The sequence below is a fragment of the Halogeometricum borinquense DSM 11551 genome (genome assembly GCF_000172995.2).
Lineage (GTDB): Archaea > Halobacteriota > Halobacteria > Halobacteriales > Haloferacaceae > Halogeometricum > Halogeometricum borinquense.
In genome coordinates this window covers 2,172,695-2,190,173 of the sequence record NC_014729.1, presented here as the reverse complement: position 1 = coordinate 2,190,173, position 17,479 = coordinate 2,172,695, and the positions used below count along the sequence as shown (strand labels likewise).

Sequence of the window (17,479 nt, the reverse complement as noted above, 5' to 3'; positions counted from 1 at the left end):
CTAAGTGGATAGTATGTCCGCTCTCCGTTCGCTTCGAGTCGCGCTCGGCTCGCTCGGCAGAAACCCCGTGTTGTTCCTCGTCGGTCTCGCGTACGGCCTCGTGATGCTCCCGCAGTCGGCGTTGCAGTTAACCGGCAACCTGTTTGGATCGTTACTTCCGTTTGTCACGTTCTTCGTGGCGCCATTCTTCGTTGCGGGTATCATCGGGATGGCGTCCGAATCGATCGACGGCGAGACCTCCCTCTCGACGCTGAAACGAGTGGGCCGTAACCGGTACGTGCCGCTTTTGGTCGCCAGTTTCGTCAACGTCGGTATCCTCATCGGGCTTGCGATCGCAGGCGGGATCATCGTCCTCCTCATCGGTCTCCTTGGATTTGTCGTCGGTATTCCACTCATCGCCCTCGTCGCTGCCGGATTGGTGGGGTTGGGTATCGTTGTCGTCCTCGTGTTCATCCAGTTTTACCCCGTTGCTGTCTCCCTCGGTGACACGGACGCTATCGACAGTTTCCGCCAGAGCATCCGACTCGTCCGCAAGAACCTCCTCAGCACCATCGGCTACTCCGTTATCAATGCCATTGCCGTCCTCATAATGACACTCCCCGTTTCGGGACCGATGTACTACCGGCAGTTGCAGGGTGCCCAACAGCTCCAGCGTATGCAGACGCAAGGGATGTCCCCTAATGCAGTATCCTCACAGATGTCCCAACTGGTCCAGTTCTCCACGCAGGAAGTGATGTTGCTGTCTGCGATTTCGCTGGCCGCCATGATGCTTCTCTTTACGTTCCAACAGGCGTACGCGACGGCGTTCTACCGCGATCACGCGCCGCCGCTCGAAGACGGAACTACTCGCGCTGATGTGAGTGCCTCCGGTGATGAGCCACCGGTCTCAGACGAAGCGTCGGGACTCGACGCTGATTCCGGATTCGGGGATTCCAGCACGGAGACGACCGAATCAAACGGTGGGTTCGATACCGGAACCGACGATTCGACGGACGGTCAGCTCTGAGGCAGTTAGTATCCCGCCGCTCGGGATTCCCGCGTTGACGAGACTCTTGGGCTCGTTCGCCAACTGGAACGCGTTGCGTTCTGGACGCCGTCAGGCGCGGGAGGATGTCAGAGCAGGAACGTCTCTTGTCGGTCGGACATATCGAGGAACGTATCAGCCGCCTCGATGAGTTCGTCTGCGGTGGACTCTTTGAATGCGATGACCTCAACGCGGACGCCCTCGTGACGGAGATGCGAACAGAGACGCGAGAAGTCGCCGTCGCCCGTACAGAGAACGACCGTATCGACGTGATTCGCAAGCGTCACTGCATCGAGGCTCATTCCAACGTCCCAGTCGGCCTTCTTCGACCCGTCGCCGAACGTCTTGATGTCCTTTATTTTCGTCTCGAAGCCGATTTCGACGAGTGCGTCGAAGAAACTCTCTTCTTCCGGAGAGTCTGCGCGGACGACGTAGGCGATAGCTCTCGTCAGGGTTCGGTCAGAGACGCCTTTCTCCAAGAGCGACGAGTAGTCTATATTACGCGAGTAGAGGCTCTGTGCGGAGTGATAGAGATTCTGCGCGTCGGCTAAGATAGCGACGCGCTGGCCCGGATGAATTTCGGTCATGTTCGAATTTCAGTGAGCGACCCTTATCAATTGACATGGCCGATGGATCTGCTCCTGGCGCACGGCGGTTCTTGCGAGCGACGTAAGCTATTTTACCGCGTGGTACCGTCAGTCGTGTGTGACCCTTCCCACGTCGTCCCCGTCCGGTGCTCGCCGGTCGATAGCGACGCGTGGCGCTTTTCTTTCGAAAAAACGCGCGCCCTAACGCTCTGGGCGGGAGTGGCGATCCCGTCCCGGGCGAACCCCTGACCCGGCGCGCAGACGATTGACCGACCACGCGATACGCAAACAGCACATGACGAATTTCGACCTGACAGGGGTTTATCCGGCGATGACCACGCCGTTCGCCCCGGACGGAAGCATCGACCACGAAACGCTCGCAGACGACACCCGACGCCTCGAACGCGCTGGCGTCGATGGACTCGTTCCCGTCGGTTCCACCGGCGAGAGCGCCACACTCACACACGACGAACATATCGAGGTGGTCGAGACGGTGGTCGAGGCCGCCGAGGACGTTCCCGTTATCGCGGGATCGGGATCAAACTCGACCCGCGAGGCGCTCGAACTCTCCCGCCGGTCGGCCGACGTGGGCGCTGACGGACTGCTTCTCATCTCGCCGTACTACAACAAGCCCGAACAGGCGGGCCTCATCGAACATTATCAGACGATTGCCGACGAGGTTGACGTTCCTCAGATCGTTTACAACGTTCCCTCGCGCACGGGAAGCAACATCGAACCAGCAACGGTGGCGACCCTCGCAGACCACGAGAACATCGCGGGCTACAAGGCCGCAAGCGGCGACATCGGACAGATTTCGGAGGTCGTCGAGCGCACGCGCGAGCAGGAGTTCGCTATTCTCTCGGGCGACGACGCTCTGACGCTACCGGTGATTTCAGTGGGCGGTCACGGCGTCATCTCCGTCACCGGAAATATCGAACCCGAACGGACCGCTGCGATGGTTCACGCCGCGCTGGACGGCGACTTCGACAGCGCGCGCGAACTCCACCACGAACTCGGACCGCTTTCGCGGCAGTTGTTCATCGAGACGAACCCCATCCCGGTGAAGGCGGCCATGGAGATTCGCGGGTACGCGCCGGGAACCCTCCGTCCGCCGTTGACCGAACTGCGCGACGAACACTACGAGATGCTGGAAGCGACACTCGAACAGTTGGAGGCAACTCGTGAGGCGTCGCTGGGACTCGAACCCGCGGGGGGCGCATAGATGGCAGCTCCCGTCCGCGTCGCTATCACGGGTGCCGCTGGTCGGATGGGCCGCGAACTCATCGACGTAGCCGACAGTCGTGACGATGTCGAGGTCGTCCTCGCGGTAAACCGGAGTCCGATCGAGGCGGTTTCGGGGGTTCCGGTCCGCGATGCCGACGACCTGCCCGAACTCCTTGCTGAAACGGATCCGGACGTGATGGTGGATTTCACCGGTCCGGAGTCAAGTGTGGAGTACGTCGCCGCGTGCGCCGAGGCGGGCGTCGGCGTCGTCGTCGGTACCACCGGCTTCGACGAAGACGGACACGCTGCGCTGGACGAGGCGGCCGAATCCGTCCCGCTCCTGCACGCGACGAACTTCTCGCGCGGCGTTGCGGCACTCCGCCGCGCCGTCCGCGAGGCCGTCGCCGCCCTCCCCAACTACGACGTGGAGGTGACGGAGACGCACCACAACGGCAAGCGTGACGCACCCTCGGGGACCGCGAACACCCTCTTAACCGAGATCGATGACGTTCGCGGCGAGTCCGAACGCGTGTACGGGCGTGAGGGCGATCAACCTCGGATGGGGGGGGAAATCGGCGTCCATGCCCGGCGCGCGGGGGGCGTGACCGGTGAACACGAGGTTCTTCTCGCGGACGACCACCAACTGCTCAGTCTGACGCACCGTGCGGGGTCCCGCGGCGTCTTCGCCGCCGGTGCCCTCGATGCCGCCGTCTGGCTCGCAGATCGAGACGCTGGACGGTACGACTTCGACGAGGTACTCGACGCATGAGCATCCAATCCGAAATCGACGACCTGTGGCAGCGCTACCAAGACGACGATATCGACGCCGCAACGGCCGGTTCCGAGACGTTGGCGACGCTCGACGCCTTCCTCGTCTCGCTCGAACAGGGCGAGGTGCGGGCGGCCGAGCAGGTTGGCGACTCCGGACCGGACGGCTGGGTCGTCAACGAGTGGGTCAAGCGGGGCATTCTCCTGAACTTCGGGCTACGTGAAACTATCGGCCGCGATTACGGCGGCACGACGTACTACGATGTACTCCCCCTGCGCGACACGGCCGACCTCGGCACCCGCGGAACCCGGAACACGCCCGACGGCACGACAATCCGCCGCGGGGCGTTCCTCGGCTCCGACTGTATCATGATGTCGCCCTCGTTCGTCAACATCGGTGCGTACGTCGGCGACGGGACCCTCGTTGACTCCTGTGACACCGTCGGGTCGTGCGCGCAACTCGGACAGAACGTCAAATTGGGCGCGAACACGCTCATTGGCGGCGTCCTCGAACCGGTCGAAGACGCGCCCGTCATCATCGAAGACGGCGTCTCACTCGGCGCGGGCTGTCGCGTCACATCCGGATTCCACGTCGGCGAGAATACCATCGTCGGAGAGAACACCTTGCTCTCGCCGCGAATCCCTGTCTACGACCTCGTAGCGGAGGAAGTCCTGTACGGGCACCTCCCGTCGAACCGCCGAGCGTTCACCCGCTACGTCGAATCATCTATCGGCGATCACGAGATCTTCGCGGGCGGCGCATACAAGCCCGCCGTCGTCGCGCTCGATATCGAGGAGGATACACTCGACAAGACGCGGCGTGAGGAGGCACTGCGCGAATGACGCCTGCCGATGGCGGATCGGGGGCGGATGCGAGTGCGGAAGCAGAGTCTGATGCAGGCACGGAAGCAGAGTCGGAACCGAACACGGACGCGGAGAACCCGCAGATTCGCCGTCTCTCCGAGTGGGACGCCGACAGACTCGCCCGGCTTGCCGACGAGTACGGGACGCCCCTCTACGTCATCGATACCGACCGGGTTCAGGAGAACTGCGCTCGCCTCCAAGAGGCGTTCTCTGCGGAGGAAGTTCGCTACGCAGTGAAGGCTCACACCGGCCGGGCCGTCCTCGAAACCGTCCGCGAGGCCGGACTCGCCGCCGAGTGTGCCTCTGCGGGCGAGGTCGAACGCGCGCTCAATGCTGGATACGAGGGTTCGGAGATACAGTACACCGCGGTCAACCCGCCCGCCCGCGATTTGGACCACGTTGTAGACCGATGGCGCGACCACCCCGAACTGACCGTCACCGTCGGCGCGGCGGACACGGCGGACCGCTTGCGCGAACGCGGGTTCGACGGGCGTCTCTGCATCCGCGCCAATCCGGGCGTCGGTGCGGGCCACCACGAGAAGGTCCGGACAGGAGCGAACGCGAAGTTCGGCGTCCCGTACGATGACGTCCCCGAACTGGCCGAATCCATCGCTGACGACTTCGACCTCGTCGGCCTGCACGCTCACGCCGGAAGCGGTATCTCCGGCGACGACCTCTCGAACCACCGCGAACTCGTCCGTCGGATGGGCGAACTCACCCGCAATGTGGAATCCCGTGTTGGTTCGCTCGAATTCGTGGACGTAGGCGGCGGATTCGGTGTTCCCTACCGAGCGGACGAACCGCCGCTCGACCTCGACAGCGTTGCCGACGCCACTCGGGAGGCCCTCGGAGATGTCTCGGGGACGCTCGCGGTCGAACCCGGCCGGTACGTCGTCGCCGACGCTGGCGTCCTCCTCACGCGCGTCAACACTGTCAAGGAAGCACCCGACGCGACGGTGGTCGGTGTGGATGCCGGGATGACCACTCTGCTCCGCCCGGCGATGTACGACGCGTATCACGAGATTCGTAACGTCTCGGCGGCGGACGACGTAGAGGCGATTTCTGCCACCGTCGCGGGGCCTATCTGTGAGTCGGCGGATGTGATGTGTGAGAACCGGCTACTCGCATACCCTCGGCGGGGAAATCTCCTCGCCGTCGGGAACGCGGGGGCCTACGGATACGAGATGGCAAGCACCTACAACTCGCGGCCGCGACCGGCCGAAGTCGCACTGTCGGGCGGAGCGGCCCGCCTCGTGCGGCGACGGGAGACCCTGACTGACCTGACGGAGCTAGAAGCATGAGTGTACTACACGAACGAGTACCAGTCGCAAAGTACCACGGAACTGGAAACGACTTCATCGTTGTCGATGCGGACGAGTCGGTCCCTGACCGACCCGCGTTCGCGTCGGCACACTGTAATCGAGAATCGGGCATCGACGGCGACGGTTCGGAACGGCGCGGCGCGGATGGCGTTCTCTTTCTCGCACTCGAAGGCCGATATTCACCGCCTCGCGTCGTGATGACGCTCGTCCAACCGGACGGCTCTGTCGCCGCAATGTGCGGCAATGGCGCTCGATGTGCCGCAGCGTGGGCCGCTGAGCGAACTGGCTCGGACGAACTGATGATCGACACGCCTGCCGGAACGCGTCACGCCGTCGTCGAGGACGACCGCGTGACCATCGAGATGGGTGCTCCGTCGTTCCGGCCGCGAGATGTCCCTCTCGCCCGCGAGGAGGAACTTGTCGAGGAGGAAATCGAGGGGCTGACAGTCACTGCGCTGAACACGGGCGTTCCGCACGCTATCGCGTTCGTTGACGACGTAGACGCTGTAGCCCTCGAATCAGTCGCTCCCGCGGTCCGCCACGCGGACGTGTTCCCCGACGGTGCGAACGTGACCGTCGCTTCGCAGAACGACGACGGATCATTCCGTCAGCGAACCTTCGAACGCGGCGTCGAAGGCGAGACGCAGTCCTGCGGAACGGGCGCGGTCGCCGTCGTCGCCGCCGCAAAGCGCGTCGGACTGGTCGATGGGGACGACCCTGTGACCGTTTCGCCGCCGGGCGGCGAGTTGGAAATCACGGTCCCCGACGACGGCCCGGCCACGCTCACCGGTCCGGCCGAACACGAGTTCGAGACCGAACTCGACGTGACCGTCCGAACGCCGTAATGAGTGAGTTCGACCCGGTCGCGTTTCTCGAACGGGCCGTTCCGGTCGCCTCGAACGAGGACGTTGCCGAGATGCGTGAACTCCTCGTAGAGACGCTCGCTTCCCACGGTGTCGAGCCGACGGTGGACGATGCGGGTAATACACTGGCGTCGAAGGGCGACGACGACCCGGAGAGACATCTGGTCTTCAACACGCATATCGACACCGTCTCGCCGCACGTCCCGTTCGAACGCAGGGACGGAAGGGGTGACGGCGACGACAGCGACGACGTGATTCGCGGCCGCGGATCCTGTGACGCGAAGGGGCCGCTGGCGGCGATCCTCGCGGCGTTCTTCGCTGTCGAACCTGCCGACGGGGCGCGGGTGACGGTCGCCGTCACGCCCGACGAGGAGGTTCTTTCGACCGGCGCGGACGCACTCGACCTCGATGCGGATCTGTACATCGTCGGCGAACCGACCGGACTCGACGTGTGTACCGCCGCGAAGGGACGCTTTCAGGGGACGCTCAGGCTGTCGGGCGTCGCCTCCCACGCCGCGGAACCGGCCTCGGGTGTCAACGCGGTGTTCGCCCTCGAACAGGCTCTCACGGCGATTCGCTCGTTCGACGACGGGCGCGACGAACATCCGCAGTTGGGTGCCGCAACGCTTACGCCGACGACGGTGGAGGGCGGGGAGTCTACGAACCAGGTACCCGCCGAGTGCCGTCTGGTCCTCGACAGGCGAAGCGTTCCCCCAGAGACAGCCGAAGAGTTCCGGTCGTCGCTGGAATCCGCCGTCCGAGATGCCGTTCCGGACGATGTCGGCGTCGAGTTCTCGCTTACCGACCGGCCGACGCCGTTTCTCGAAGCGTTCGCCACCGACGACGATCACGAACTCGTCCAGACAGTCGCCGCGGCGTCGAGACGCGCGGGCGGGTCGGGCGACGTTCGACCGTTCACCGCGGCCACGGAGGCGTCGTACTTTTCGCCCGCACCTGTCGTCGTCTTCGGGCCGGGCGTCCTCGCCGACGACCACGGTGCGGTTGCCCACGCTGAACGAGAGTACGTCCGGACCGATGCCGTTCGCCGTGCCGCGACCGCTCTCACTGATGCGGCGACCGAACTCGTCGGCGACACGTAATCGCGATAGTCAGTATCTCTCGGACAGGTTTTCAGCACTCTAAACGTCGGTATTCCTGTCTCGTGTCAGTATCGGATGTTGTTGCCGAAACATCAGTTCAACAGATATTAATTCGGGACAATTCGACCGTAGTCTGCTGATTTCAATGACAGAACGCCCTCCGACAGAGACCGACGCACAGCCTTCGCGCCGCCGTATCGGTGCAACACTCCTCCTGACAGCGTTCGTAGCGCTGGCGGCCGTCGTCGCGCCCGTCGCTGCCGCGTCCGATGCGTTCTCTCCCACGAAAGACTCGACGACGTTCTACCCGACTGACGATCAGACCGTCAGCGGTGAGACGACGCTCGAACCCGGAACCGAACTGCTGGTCTACCTGCGGTCGAACAACGGCGAGTATCGCTTCTCGAAGGAAGCACGGGCGAACGTTACCGAGGACGGCACCTACGAAGCCGCGTTCAACCTCAGTTCCGTCCCGGACAACGCCAGCACGTCGGTGAACGTGACGCTCCGTCACGCGACGGATCCTGACGGCCCGGAAACGACGTACGCCGGTGAACTTCGACCCGCCGCCGAGCAACCCAAGACAACGACGGAATCGTCGTCCACGGGTATTCCCGGATTCGGCCCGGTCGTCGGTCTGGTCGGTGCGGCGCTGGCTGCTGCTCTCTTCGCACGGCGGGACTAACGCCGTTTCTCTCGATTCTTGACTGTTTTCTTCACTGCCGTCCGCTGAAGCGTAACTGCCATACTCGTCCACGGATTCCGGGTACATATGTACGAGGCGGTCCACGCGCACCCGGACGGCGACAGTACGGCGGCCCGACTTGCGGAGACTGCCGCCCAGTACGGGTACGACGGCGTGGTCGTCCGCGGCGAGGACGCCCGGCCCGACTACGAGACGCTTTGCGAAGCGGCGACGTGCGATGTCGTCGATGCCGCTGAAATCATCGCCGAAAGCCCGGAACAGGCAAGCGGTGCGGTCGGAAACTTCCGAACGTCCCGAACGCTCGTTCTCGTCCGCGGCGGAACGAACCGGCTGAACCGATTCGCCGTCGAACAAGAGCGTGTGGACGTACTCACCCGACCGTTCGCGGGCGATGGCGACGTAAACCACGTCCTCGCGAAGGCCGCGAAACGGAACGGCGTCCGCATCGAGTTTGCCCTCGGCCCGGCACTCCGAGCAACCGGTGGTCACCGCGTCCAACACCTCGATAATCTCCGCAAACTCAAGCGCATCCTCGACCACTACGACACGCCGTACGTCGTCAGCGCGAACGCCGCTTCGCACTTGGAACTCCGCGCACCCCGGGAACTCGCCGCGGTCGGTGAGGAAATCGGTCTCGGAGCGGAGTGGGTCTGTGACGGACTGACCGAGTGGGGTCGAATCGTCGCCGAGAACCGAGAGCGACTGTCCGAGTCGTTCATAGCCCCGGGCATCAAACGTGGCAAATATGAAGAAGACAATTGAGGAACACGCCGAGCGCTTCTCCGCTGCTGCGGCCGAGTACGACGACGAACAGGACTCTGACGAGTATCTCGCGTGCGCAAATCTCGTCGTTGAACACGCCGACCCGACCGACGAAGACGTTGTCTTAGACCTCGGAACGGGCACGGGTGCTATCGCCCTTGCGCTCGCACCGGACGCAAAGCGCGTTGTCGGACGCGACATCAGCGAAGGAATGCTCGAACAAGCGCGAGAGAAGGCCCAAGACGCTGGGATCGACAACGTCGAGTTCGGTGAGGGACGTTTCAGAGACCCGAACTACGAGGACGAAGTAGACATCGTCACCTCGAACTTCGCCATGCACCACCTCTCCGACGAGGAGAAACGCGAGGCCATCGCGGTCATCGCGGACCTGAACCCGGACAAGTTCGTCCTCGGAGACGTCATGTTCTTCGGGACGCCCGACCCCGAAAAACCGTTCTACAGTCCTGAAGTGGACGATCCGGCGACCGTCGGAACGTTGGCGGACGCACTCACCGACGAAGGATTCGTCCTCACGGCCGTCGAACGCGTCCACGAGCAAGTTGGCGTCCTCGTCGCTGAGCGCTTCGGTGACGCGGGCAAGCGAGTCTCTCTCGACGAGTAGATGAAACACCTCCCGAAACACCTCCAGCCCCGGTGGCGATATCTCGCCGTCGAACTGGAGTCGTGGCCCGACGCGCAGTTCGACAGAGGCGACTTCCAGCGCGAACTGTGGTACGCCGCACAGAACCTCTACGGTGACAGCGGTAGCGCGGCCGCTGATCTGACGGTGTTGTCGTTCTCGTTTGCCGACGGTGACGGTGAGACAATCGTGCGAGCGTATCGCGGTGAGGAGGACCGGGCGCGGGCGGCACTTACCTGCATTTCGACGGTGAACGGGTCGCCCGTCGGCGTCCGAGTCGCCGGAATCTCAGGGACGGTACGTGCCTGTGAAGAAAGGTATTTAGGACGCCGGGCCGGAACTCCCAAAGAGAGAGACGTCGTGTTCGAGGACGAGTCGCGGCCCGCCGTCGTCCGTGATTCACGGATCGACGTTCGTGGGGCCGACGGGTTCGTCGGCGCGACGCAACTCGATTTCGAGTGATAACTTATGCAGGGACAAGCCCAACAGCAGGCATACGACCGCGGGATTACCATCTTCTCGCCCGATGGTCGTCTTTACCAGGTAGAGTACGCGCGTGAAGCAGTCAAGCGAGGAACGGCGAGTATCGGCGTCCGAACGCCCGAGGGCGTTGTTCTCGCCGCCGACAAACGCTCGCGCTCGCCGCTTATGGAACCGACGAGTGTCGAGAAGATTCACAAATCGGACGACCACATCGGCATCGCGTCGGCGGGCCACGTCGCCGACGCGCGTCAACTCATCGACTTCGCCCGCCGCCAATCGCAGGTCAACCGACTGCGCTACGGCGAGCCCATCGGTATCGAGACGCTGACGAAGGAAGTCACCGACCACATCCAGCAGTACACGCAGGTCGGCGGTGCCCGCCCGTTCGGCGTCGCGCTCCTCATCGGCGGCATCGAGAACGGGACGCCGCGTCTGTACGAGACGGACCCCTCGGGAACCCCGTACGAGTGGAAGGCAGTCTCCATCGGTGCCGACCGCGGTGATCTTCAGGGATTCCTCGAAGAGAACTACCGCGACGACCTGACCCTCGATGAGGGCATCGGCCTCGCACTCCGCGCTATCGCCTCCACGAACGACGACGAAATCGAAGAGGGCGGCGTGGACGTTGCGACCATCTCCGCCGAGACGGAGGCGTTCGTCGAACTCGACAACGACGAAATCAGCGACTACATCGCTGAGAACGAACTCGAACCGTCCGAAGAGGACGACGAGACGGACGAACCGGCCGAGTAGCGACCCACACCGCTTCGCGCGGACTCTCCCGCGACACTTCGAGTTCTCTTTACCTCTCTGCGGTCAGCGCTGCGTTCGATTTGGCAGTTGACGGTTACACGACGCAACGACGACACCACACAACAGACGCAGATGCCGAGCGATGCGTCTCTTCGGCGTGTGACGAAAGAGAAAAAATCGATGTCCGCACGGTTTGCTCGACCGGACTCGTCGGACGGTCGAGAGACAGTTGCGGTCTGGTCGTGCAACAGTTGCGGACGTGACGCCGTCTAGTACTCCTCGTACGCGAGGTTCATCAGCCACTGCGAGAAGGCGTTGCTGTTGGCGTTGACCTCCTCTTCGCCGATGAACGGCGACAGCATGTCACCCGCCATCAGGAGTGCAAACTCGAGGTCGCGGGCCGTCGGTTCCAGATGGTAGGTGTTGTGTCCTTTGTAAACAGTCTCCTCACGGTTAATGAGGTCGAGCGAGTCCAGACGCTCAGCGATACGGCTCCCCTTCCGAGAGGTAATGTCGAGTTCCTTCCAGAAGTCGCTCTGGTGGATGCCACCGGTCTCTCGGATGAGTTCGAGTCCCGCAAGTTCGTCTTCCGAGAGGTCGGCTTCGGCCTCGCCTGCGCTCATAGTCTGTGAGTCGTCCGCGACCCGTTTAAACCTGACTTTCGACGGGTTCGTACGCCGTCTCACAGGGCGGTCCCGGCGCGAAGGCGTAGTCCGCCCCGTTATCGGCCCACAGCGTAATGAGTGAGGACGAGCGCGTGCCGAATCGGCCATCGGGATCGTGGATGCAGACGCCGTAGTCGTGGTCGCGGAGGACGGATTTCGCCCTGTCGCGCCACGCCTCGGGTGACTCTGCGCGCGGTTCTAACGCTTCACGGACGCGCTGGGCGTTGGCGGCCTGTTGTGCCCCTACATCAGGTCGGCCTTCCGGTTCGAAATACGCGCCGTCTGCGCCGACGTTCACCACAACGTGGACACCCGGCGTCAGACGCGTTGTTTCGAGCGATCCGTCCCACTCGAACAGGTACGCCTCCGCCGCATCGGCGACGACGAGATTGAACGCGTCGTACGTGTCCGTTTCGAGTGCTGATTCGACTGTTTCGCGGGCGTCGGCAGCACTCTCGCTTCGGAGTGCGTCCCGGACGAGTTGTCCACGCGAGCGTTCGCCGCCGCCCTCTACGTCGATCCAGCGGTTAGTGACGCCGACGAAGACGCCACGTTCGTTGTAGCCGACCCACGTCCCGCCCGCTTCGGTGTCTCGGGGAGCGACGAACGCCGGGTCGCCTTCTACGGCGCTTGGCGGTTCGGACGGTCGATTCATGGCTTCGTCCCGGTTCGCCGCGACGACGACGGGCGCTTCTTCGAACACCTGCCACGCGATAGTCAGGGTACACACGACTCGGCGTACGGGTGGCGGCGAGAAAACGGTTCGGCGGTCGGGGTCGGCGTTTCGGTCCTCGAAATACTACTCGGTAAAGCGGTCTGGGTCCCGTGCCGCGAGGGCAACGTTCACGGCGGTGACGTTCTCCGGCACGTCGTGAACGCGGACGATGTCCGCGCCGCGGTCGGCCGCGAGCGCGGTCGCCGCGACGGTCGCAGGGAGGTTGTCTCCCGCTTTACTCCCGACGAGTTCGAACATCGACTTGTGCGAATGGCCAAACAGGAGCGGGCACCCGAGCGCGTCGAACTCGCCAAGCCGGTCCAGTAGCTCGAAGTTCTCCGCGTTCGATTTCCCGAAGCCGATACCGGGATCAACGATGACGTTTTCTCGGGGGATGCCTGCCTTCTCCGCCAGCAGAATACGCTCTCGGAGTTCGTCTATTACGTCCCCAACCACGTCGTCGTAGTCAACGTCCTTGCCGGGGACGACGGGCGCGTCGATACTGTGCATCACGATGACGGGAACGTCGCGCTCGGCAGCGAGGAATCGCATCTCGGGGTCTTCGAGACCGGTCACATCGTTGAGGATATCCGCGCCCGCATCGAGCGCCGCTTCGGCGACGGCCGCCTTGCGCGTGTCCACCGAGAGCAAGGCGTCAACGTCGTCCAGCGCCTCCAAGACGGGAACGATTCGTCGTATCTCCTCTTCGACGGGCACTTCCTCCGCGCCCGGTCGAGTAGATTCACCGCCCACGTCGATGATGTCTGCACCGGCCTCGATCATCGCCTCGGCCTGTTCGAGAGCGTCGTCTGTGTCGTAGAACTCGCCACCGTCATGGAAACTGTCCGGCGTAACGTTCAGGATTCCCATCACCGCGGGTCCGTCCGTCCACGGATAACCGTCGTCTGGGGCTTCCTCGCTGTCAGCGCCGTTCGGGGCGGTAGCCTCGCTGCCCCTGTCGTCGGCGGTATCGAGTCCGACCCGTTTCCGCACGTCGGCGGCAACACCCACGAGTCCGTCCGGTGCGTCCGCGAGTCGAGTCGTCAAGCGGTCGAACGCCGCGAGCGTTCCCATCAACACCACGTCGGCGAGTTCACCGCTTCCGGACTCGGCGCTTGTGACGCAGTTGCCGCCAGCGCGCAACATCGCTTCTTGCAGTGTTCGGGCCTGTTCTCGCTGGAGTGAGAGGCTGACGGTTCGATGGACGCTTTCCTCACGTGCGTCGGCGAGATCCGACTGGGAGAGGTGTGCGCGTTCAAGAAGGGCGGTTGCGTCGCCTCGGTCGCGTACCGTCGCTTCTGTCACCGTCCGCGTCCACGCCTGTCGCGCCTCGGCGACGAGAAAGAGTGACCCGACTGCGAGAATGCAGTCGTCCGCATCGGCTCGGTCGCGTGCCGTTTCGACTGCGGAGAGAACGTCGTCTCCGACGGTGATGTCGTCTACGCCCGCATCCTCGAACACGTGCGCCAGCGTCTCGGGGTCCTCCGAACGCGGGTTGTTCGGCCGACAGGTAATCACGGAGTCTGCATCGGGGAGCGCCTCGACCATCTTCCGCTGGTCTTTGTCGTGCATCGCGCCGAAGACGAGATGCAGCGCGTCCACGTCGAAATCATCGAGGACCGACGCGACTGATTCGCACGCACCGGGATTGTGTGCCCCGTCGAGGACGACGAACGGGTCCGTCTCCATTACCTCGAACCGACCGGGCCAGTAAGCGGTCCGCAGGCCGCGTTCGAGCGTCGTTTCGTCGATTTCCGAATCCAGTTCGTCCGTAATCTGTCGAGCGAGTACGCACGCGATTCCTGCGTTTTCGGCCTGATACGCGCCGAGAAGTGGGATTCTGCTATCTACGCTCCAGTCATCGGCGACGACCGCGACGGCGGATTCTTGGTGGTTGACGCGACCCTCCGAGCGGACGGTTACGTCGGCGTCGTCCTCGGTACCGACGGTGACGACGGTCGTCGTGTGGTCGCGGATGGTGGCCAAGGCGTCGCCGGTCGCACCCGTTACGAGAGGCCGGTCTGCGGGTTCGACGGCGGCTTTCTTCTCGGCTATCGCTTCGATGGTATCTCCGAGTACAGCGGTGTGTTCGAGCGAGACGTTCGTCACTGCGGCGGCGGCGGGATCAACGACGCTCGTCGCGTCGAGTTTCCCACCCATGCCGACTTCGAGAACGGCCACATCGACTTCGGCCTCGGCAAAGTACCAAATCGAGAGTGCCGTCACCACCTCGAAGAACGTCAGTGGCTCACCGTCGGCGGCGCGTTCGACCAGCCACGGCTTCGCGCGTTCGACGAACTCACAGATGGCCGATTCGGGGATTTTCCGCCCGTCAACGCGGGCGCGCTCGCGGACCGTCTCGAAGTGCGGCGACGTGTAGAGTCCGACTGTCAGTCCAGCCTCGCGGAGGATCGACTCGGTCATACGCGCCGTACTCCCTTTGCCGTTCGACCCCGCGACCTGTACGAACGTCACATCCTCGTGGGGGTCGTCGAACTCGGCGAGGAGCGACCGAACCGACTCGGTTCCCGGTTTGACCTGGAACCGGCGGAGGTCGAAGAGGAACCGAACCGCCTCGTGATACTGCATATGCGAAGGTCACGAGCGCCGCGCTTAGGAGTGTCGAACCTCGGAGCGACGACTTGCGCCCTCACCCGTTCGGACTGAAGTTGATAACGGTGGCCGACGAACCGGTGGTCGATGTACAACTCGATACTCGTGCCGACAGACGGGAGCGACGGGACGAAGAAAGCCCTCGAACACGCAATCGAGATTGCCACGCTCTCGGACGCGACGATTCACGTCCTCTCGGTGGTGGACCGTCGTCTCTACCTCGCGGCGGGTGAAGAGCAAAAGGATGAGTTGCAGGACTCCCTGCACGAGGACGCCGTCACTGCGGTCAATGAGGTGGCTACGACGGTCCGCGAGGCCGACGTAGAGTGTACGACGGCCGTCCGCGACGGCGTTCCCTACCGCTGTATTCTCGATTACGCCGACGAACACGACGTTGACGCGGTCGTGATGGGAACGCACGGACGCACCGGCCGGGATAAACTGGCAAGTCTGGGGAGTGTCACCGAACGAGTCGTCCAGAATACGAGTCGGCCCGTCCTCGTTGTGAGTATCGGACGGGAGTGATGGTCACGCTCCGCTGAATTGTCACACAAGCGCCACCGACTTCTGAATCGTGTTTGTGTCCACACAAATCTCAGCTACTTCTGAGTCGTGTCTGAAACACCGCGTCCTCGCTCCGCTCGCCCGCGAGCTTCAGACACTCCTTCGTTTCACTCAGTCGTGTCTGAAACACCGCTGCCCGGTAAACGCCATAGCGATACCGTGTTCGTCGGCAGCGGCAATGACATCCTCGTCGTTGACGGAGCCGCCGGGTTGAATGACTGCGTCGATACCGGCATCTGCGGCCTCTTCGATGCCGTCCGGGAACGGGAAGAACGCGTCAGAGGCCATTACGGCACCGTCCGGTCCCTTGCCTTCGGCGTGTTCTTCGGCCTTCATCGCGGCGAGTCGGACGGCGTCCACACGAGAGACCTGTCCCATCCCGACGCCGACTGTTTCGGTGCCGTCGGCGAACAGAATACCGTTGGATTTCACGTGCTTCAGCACCTTCCACGCGAACAGCATCGTCTCCAGTTGCTCGTCCGTAGGCTTCGTCTCGGTGACGATATCCAAGTCCTCCTCGGTCGGTGCCCACAGGTCACGCTCTTGGACAAGTCGGCCGCCGACGAGGGGTTTCTCGGTCAGCGTATCCGTCCGGTCTCCGAGTTCTCCGATGTCAAGCACGCGGAGGTTCTTCTTCTCGGTCAGAACGTCGAGTGCGGCGTCGGTGTAGCCCGGCGCGACGACGACTTCCTTGAACGAGTCGATGATCTGCTCGGCCGTCTCGGCGTCGCACTCGCGGTTGAGGGCGACGATACCGCCGAATGCGCTCATCGGGTCCGTCGAGAGCGCTTTCTCGTACGCGTCCGAGAGTGAATCCGCCGTGGCACAGCCTGCGGGATTCGTATGCTTGATGACCGCCGCGGCTGGTTCGTCGAACTCTTTGATCAGGTTGAGCGCGCCGTCGGCGTCGTTGTAGTTGTTGTACGAGAGGCCCTTCGCTCCCTCGTTGAGTTGCGGCGCGCGGACGACGGACGCCTCCTCGCAGGCGTCGTCGGCGTAGACGGCGGCGTCCTGATGCGGGTTCTCGCCGTAGCGGAGTTCCGCCACTTTGTCGTCAGTGACGAGACGTCGCTCGGGGAAGTCGCCACCGTCGTCACCATCGACGCGCACGGTGTCGCCGTCAATCTCGATGCGTCCCTCCGCAAACCACCGCACTGCGCGCGGGTAGGCCGTGAACTCGCCCTCGTAGAGAACACGCTCTTTCAGGGACGCCTCGTCGTCGCTCTCGTAGACCGGCACGGCCTCTTGGGTGACGATGGGTCCGGCATCGACCTCCTCGGTGACGACGTGGACCGTACAGCCAGTCATCCGAACGCCGGCATCGAGAACCTGCTCGTGGGCGTCCATGCCGGGGAACGACGGCAGGATCGACGGGTGGACGTTGAGCGTCGTCGGTGCCGCATCGATGAACGTCTCGGTGAGGATTCGCATGTAACCATCCAGACAGACCACGTCGAAATCGTAACTCGACAGTCGGTCGAGAACGCGTCGTTCGTGGGACTCGCGCGACTCGTCGTCATCGCGCTCGACGACTTCCGTCGGGATTCCTCGTTCAGCCGCGGCGTCGAGGACGGGCGCGCCCTCCTCGTTCGACAGGACGACGGCGAGTTCTGCGCCGCCGGGTGTTCGCTCGTCGATGTGCAGAAGGTTCCGCCCGCGATTGCTCGCCAGACCGGCAATCTTGGTCATATGCGTATCCCCTCAGGCCGAGAGAAAAACAGTTGCGGTCTCTACGACGAACCTATACACGTTTGAGCATATAAATCGCCGATAAAGTGCGTCGAATCCCACTAGGTATGCACGAGAGTGGGATAGTCCATCGATAC

General features: G+C 63.4%; 18 protein-coding genes. 13 read left to right on the top strand and 5 right to left on the bottom strand.

Annotation, left to right across the window (positions count from 1 at the left end; all coding sequences use genetic code 11):
* Positions 1 to 13 precede the first annotated feature (13 nt).
* Positions 14 to 1,006, top strand: a complete 993-nt coding sequence (locus HBOR_RS11065; RefSeq protein ID WP_006056691.1) for a DUF7847 domain-containing protein — start codon at positions 14 to 16, stop codon at positions 1,004 to 1,006.
* Positions 1,007 to 1,113: 107 nt separating this feature from the next.
* Here the strand turns inward: HBOR_RS11065 and HBOR_RS11060 are convergent, their stop codons facing one another.
* Complete coding sequence (locus HBOR_RS11060; RefSeq protein WP_006056692.1) at positions 1,114 to 1,611, bottom strand: LabA-like NYN domain-containing protein; 498 nt, start codon at positions 1,609 to 1,611, stop codon at positions 1,114 to 1,116.
* Positions 1,612 to 1,906: 295 nt separating this feature from the next.
* Between HBOR_RS11060 and dapA the strand changes: the two genes are divergently transcribed.
* The 11 genes from dapA (at position 1,907) to psmA (ending at position 11,096) form a co-directional block, all read left to right on the top strand.
* Positions 1,907 to 2,833 (top strand): 4-hydroxy-tetrahydrodipicolinate synthase, encoded by a 927-nt coding sequence (dapA, locus tag HBOR_RS11055; RefSeq protein WP_006056693.1) that lies wholly within the window; start codon positions 1,907 to 1,909, stop codon positions 2,831 to 2,833.
* A complete protein-coding gene (dapB, locus tag HBOR_RS11050; protein ID WP_006056694.1) occupies positions 2,834 to 3,604 on the top strand; it encodes a 4-hydroxy-tetrahydrodipicolinate reductase in 771 nt (256 codons plus the stop codon).
* Positions 3,601 to 4,446, top strand: a complete 846-nt coding sequence (locus HBOR_RS11045) for a 2,3,4,5-tetrahydropyridine-2,6-dicarboxylate N-succinyltransferase (protein WP_006056695.1) — start codon at positions 3,601 to 3,603, stop codon at positions 4,444 to 4,446. Before dapB ends, HBOR_RS11045 begins: the two co-directional genes overlap by 4 nt.
* Positions 4,443 to 5,768 carry a diaminopimelate decarboxylase gene (gene lysA / locus HBOR_RS11040; RefSeq protein WP_006056696.1) on the top strand — a complete coding sequence of 442 codons (1,326 nt, stop codon included), beginning with the start codon at positions 4,443 to 4,445 and terminating at the stop codon, positions 5,766 to 5,768. Before HBOR_RS11045 ends, lysA begins: the two co-directional genes overlap by 4 nt.
* A complete protein-coding gene (gene dapF, locus HBOR_RS11035; protein WP_006056697.1) occupies positions 5,765 to 6,634 on the top strand; it encodes a diaminopimelate epimerase in 870 nt (289 codons plus the stop codon). The genes lysA and dapF overlap by 4 nt, the downstream gene beginning before the upstream one ends.
* On the top strand, positions 6,634 to 7,752 hold the full coding sequence (locus tag HBOR_RS11030) for a M20 family metallopeptidase (RefSeq protein WP_006056698.1): 1,119 nt from the start codon (positions 6,634 to 6,636) through the stop codon (positions 7,750 to 7,752). Before dapF ends, HBOR_RS11030 begins: the two co-directional genes overlap by 1 nt.
* A gap of 145 nt (positions 7,753 to 7,897) precedes the next feature.
* On the top strand, positions 7,898 to 8,437 hold the full coding sequence (locus HBOR_RS11025) for a BGTF surface domain-containing protein (RefSeq protein ID WP_006056699.1): 540 nt from the start codon (positions 7,898 to 7,900) through the stop codon (positions 8,435 to 8,437).
* A gap of 87 nt (positions 8,438 to 8,524) precedes the next feature.
* Positions 8,525 to 9,220 (top strand): RNase P subunit p30 family protein, encoded by a 696-nt coding sequence (locus tag HBOR_RS11020; protein ID WP_006056700.1) that lies wholly within the window; start codon positions 8,525 to 8,527, stop codon positions 9,218 to 9,220.
* Positions 9,204 to 9,842 (top strand): class I SAM-dependent methyltransferase, encoded by a 639-nt coding sequence (locus tag HBOR_RS11015; protein WP_006056701.1) that lies wholly within the window; start codon positions 9,204 to 9,206, stop codon positions 9,840 to 9,842. Before HBOR_RS11020 ends, HBOR_RS11015 begins: the two co-directional genes overlap by 17 nt.
* Positions 9,843 to 10,322, top strand: coding sequence for an Rpp14/Pop5 family protein (locus HBOR_RS11010; RefSeq protein WP_006056702.1), 480 nt, complete (start codon positions 9,843 to 9,845; stop codon positions 10,320 to 10,322).
* A gap of 6 nt (positions 10,323 to 10,328) precedes the next feature.
* The gene (psmA, locus tag HBOR_RS11005; RefSeq protein WP_006056703.1) at positions 10,329 to 11,096 is read left to right on the top strand and encodes an archaeal proteasome endopeptidase complex subunit alpha; all 768 of its coding nucleotides are present in this window, start codon (positions 10,329 to 10,331) and stop codon (positions 11,094 to 11,096) included.
* Between the two features lie 269 nt (positions 11,097 to 11,365).
* On the opposite strand, the gene HBOR_RS11000 is transcribed toward psmA, so the two are convergent.
* The 3 genes from HBOR_RS11000 to folP all read right to left on the bottom strand — a co-directional run bounded on the left by HBOR_RS11000 (position 11,366) and on the right by folP (position 15,065).
* Positions 11,366 to 11,719, bottom strand: a complete 354-nt coding sequence (locus HBOR_RS11000; RefSeq protein ID WP_006056705.1) for a helix-turn-helix transcriptional regulator — start codon at positions 11,717 to 11,719, stop codon at positions 11,366 to 11,368.
* A gap of 25 nt (positions 11,720 to 11,744) precedes the next feature.
* Positions 11,745 to 12,491: an NRDE family protein gene (locus HBOR_RS10995; RefSeq protein ID WP_013440652.1), complete on the bottom strand. Its 747-nt coding sequence runs from the start codon at positions 12,489 to 12,491 to the stop codon at positions 11,745 to 11,747.
* A 69-nt stretch (positions 12,492 to 12,560) separates the two neighbouring features.
* Entirely contained in the window at positions 12,561 to 15,065 is a 2,505-nt protein-coding gene (gene folP / locus HBOR_RS10990) for a dihydropteroate synthase (protein ID WP_006056707.1), read from the bottom strand.
* A gap of 111 nt (positions 15,066 to 15,176) precedes the next feature.
* Here folP and HBOR_RS10985 point away from each other — a divergent pair, with 111 nt between their 5' ends.
* Positions 15,177 to 15,614, top strand: coding sequence for a universal stress protein (locus HBOR_RS10985; RefSeq protein WP_006056708.1), 438 nt, complete (start codon positions 15,177 to 15,179; stop codon positions 15,612 to 15,614).
* A gap of 150 nt (positions 15,615 to 15,764) precedes the next feature.
* Here HBOR_RS10985 and purH read toward each other — a convergent pair whose 3' ends face one another.
* On the bottom strand, positions 15,765 to 17,342 hold the full coding sequence (gene purH / locus HBOR_RS10980) for a bifunctional phosphoribosylaminoimidazolecarboxamide formyltransferase/IMP cyclohydrolase (protein WP_006056709.1): 1,578 nt from the start codon (positions 17,340 to 17,342) through the stop codon (positions 15,765 to 15,767).
* Between the last annotated feature and the right edge of the window lie 137 nt (positions 17,343 to 17,479).

Bases quoted from the DNA above. Each gene is read 5' to 3' on its own strand.
- purH (WP_006056709.1), bottom strand. From the start codon at position 17,342: ATGACCAAGATTGCCGGTCTGGCGAGCAATCGCGGGCGGAACCTTCTG.
- dapA (WP_006056693.1), top strand. From the start codon at position 1,907: ATGACGAATTTCGACCTGACAGGGGTTTATCCGGCGATGACCACGCCG.
- HBOR_RS11010 (WP_006056702.1), top strand. From the start codon at position 9,843: ATGAAACACCTCCCGAAACACCTCCAGCCCCGGTGGCGATATCTCGCC.
- HBOR_RS11060 (WP_006056692.1), bottom strand. From the start codon at position 1,611: ATGACCGAAATTCATCCGGGCCAGCGCGTCGCTATCTTAGCCGACGCG.
- dapF (WP_006056697.1), top strand. From the start codon at position 5,765: ATGAGTGTACTACACGAACGAGTACCAGTCGCAAAGTACCACGGAACT.
- HBOR_RS11015 (WP_006056701.1), top strand. From the start codon at position 9,204: ATGAAGAAGACAATTGAGGAACACGCCGAGCGCTTCTCCGCTGCTGCG.
- HBOR_RS11020 (WP_006056700.1), top strand. From the start codon at position 8,525: ATGTACGAGGCGGTCCACGCGCACCCGGACGGCGACAGTACGGCGGCC.
- lysA (WP_006056696.1), top strand. From the start codon at position 4,443: ATGACGCCTGCCGATGGCGGATCGGGGGCGGATGCGAGTGCGGAAGCA.
- HBOR_RS11045 (WP_006056695.1), top strand. From the start codon at position 3,601: ATGAGCATCCAATCCGAAATCGACGACCTGTGGCAGCGCTACCAAGAC.
- HBOR_RS10985 (WP_006056708.1), top strand. From the start codon at position 15,177: ATGTACAACTCGATACTCGTGCCGACAGACGGGAGCGACGGGACGAAG.
- folP (WP_006056707.1), bottom strand. From the start codon at position 15,065: ATGCAGTATCACGAGGCGGTTCGGTTCCTCTTCGACCTCCGCCGGTTC.
- HBOR_RS11065 (WP_006056691.1), top strand. From the start codon at position 14: ATGTCCGCTCTCCGTTCGCTTCGAGTCGCGCTCGGCTCGCTCGGCAGA.
- HBOR_RS11000 (WP_006056705.1), bottom strand. From the start codon at position 11,719: ATGAGCGCAGGCGAGGCCGAAGCCGACCTCTCGGAAGACGAACTTGCG.
- dapB (WP_006056694.1), top strand. From the start codon at position 2,834: ATGGCAGCTCCCGTCCGCGTCGCTATCACGGGTGCCGCTGGTCGGATG.
- HBOR_RS11025 (WP_006056699.1), top strand. From the start codon at position 7,898: ATGACAGAACGCCCTCCGACAGAGACCGACGCACAGCCTTCGCGCCGC.
- HBOR_RS11030 (WP_006056698.1), top strand. From the start codon at position 6,634: ATGAGTGAGTTCGACCCGGTCGCGTTTCTCGAACGGGCCGTTCCGGTC.
- psmA (WP_006056703.1), top strand. From the start codon at position 10,329: ATGCAGGGACAAGCCCAACAGCAGGCATACGACCGCGGGATTACCATC.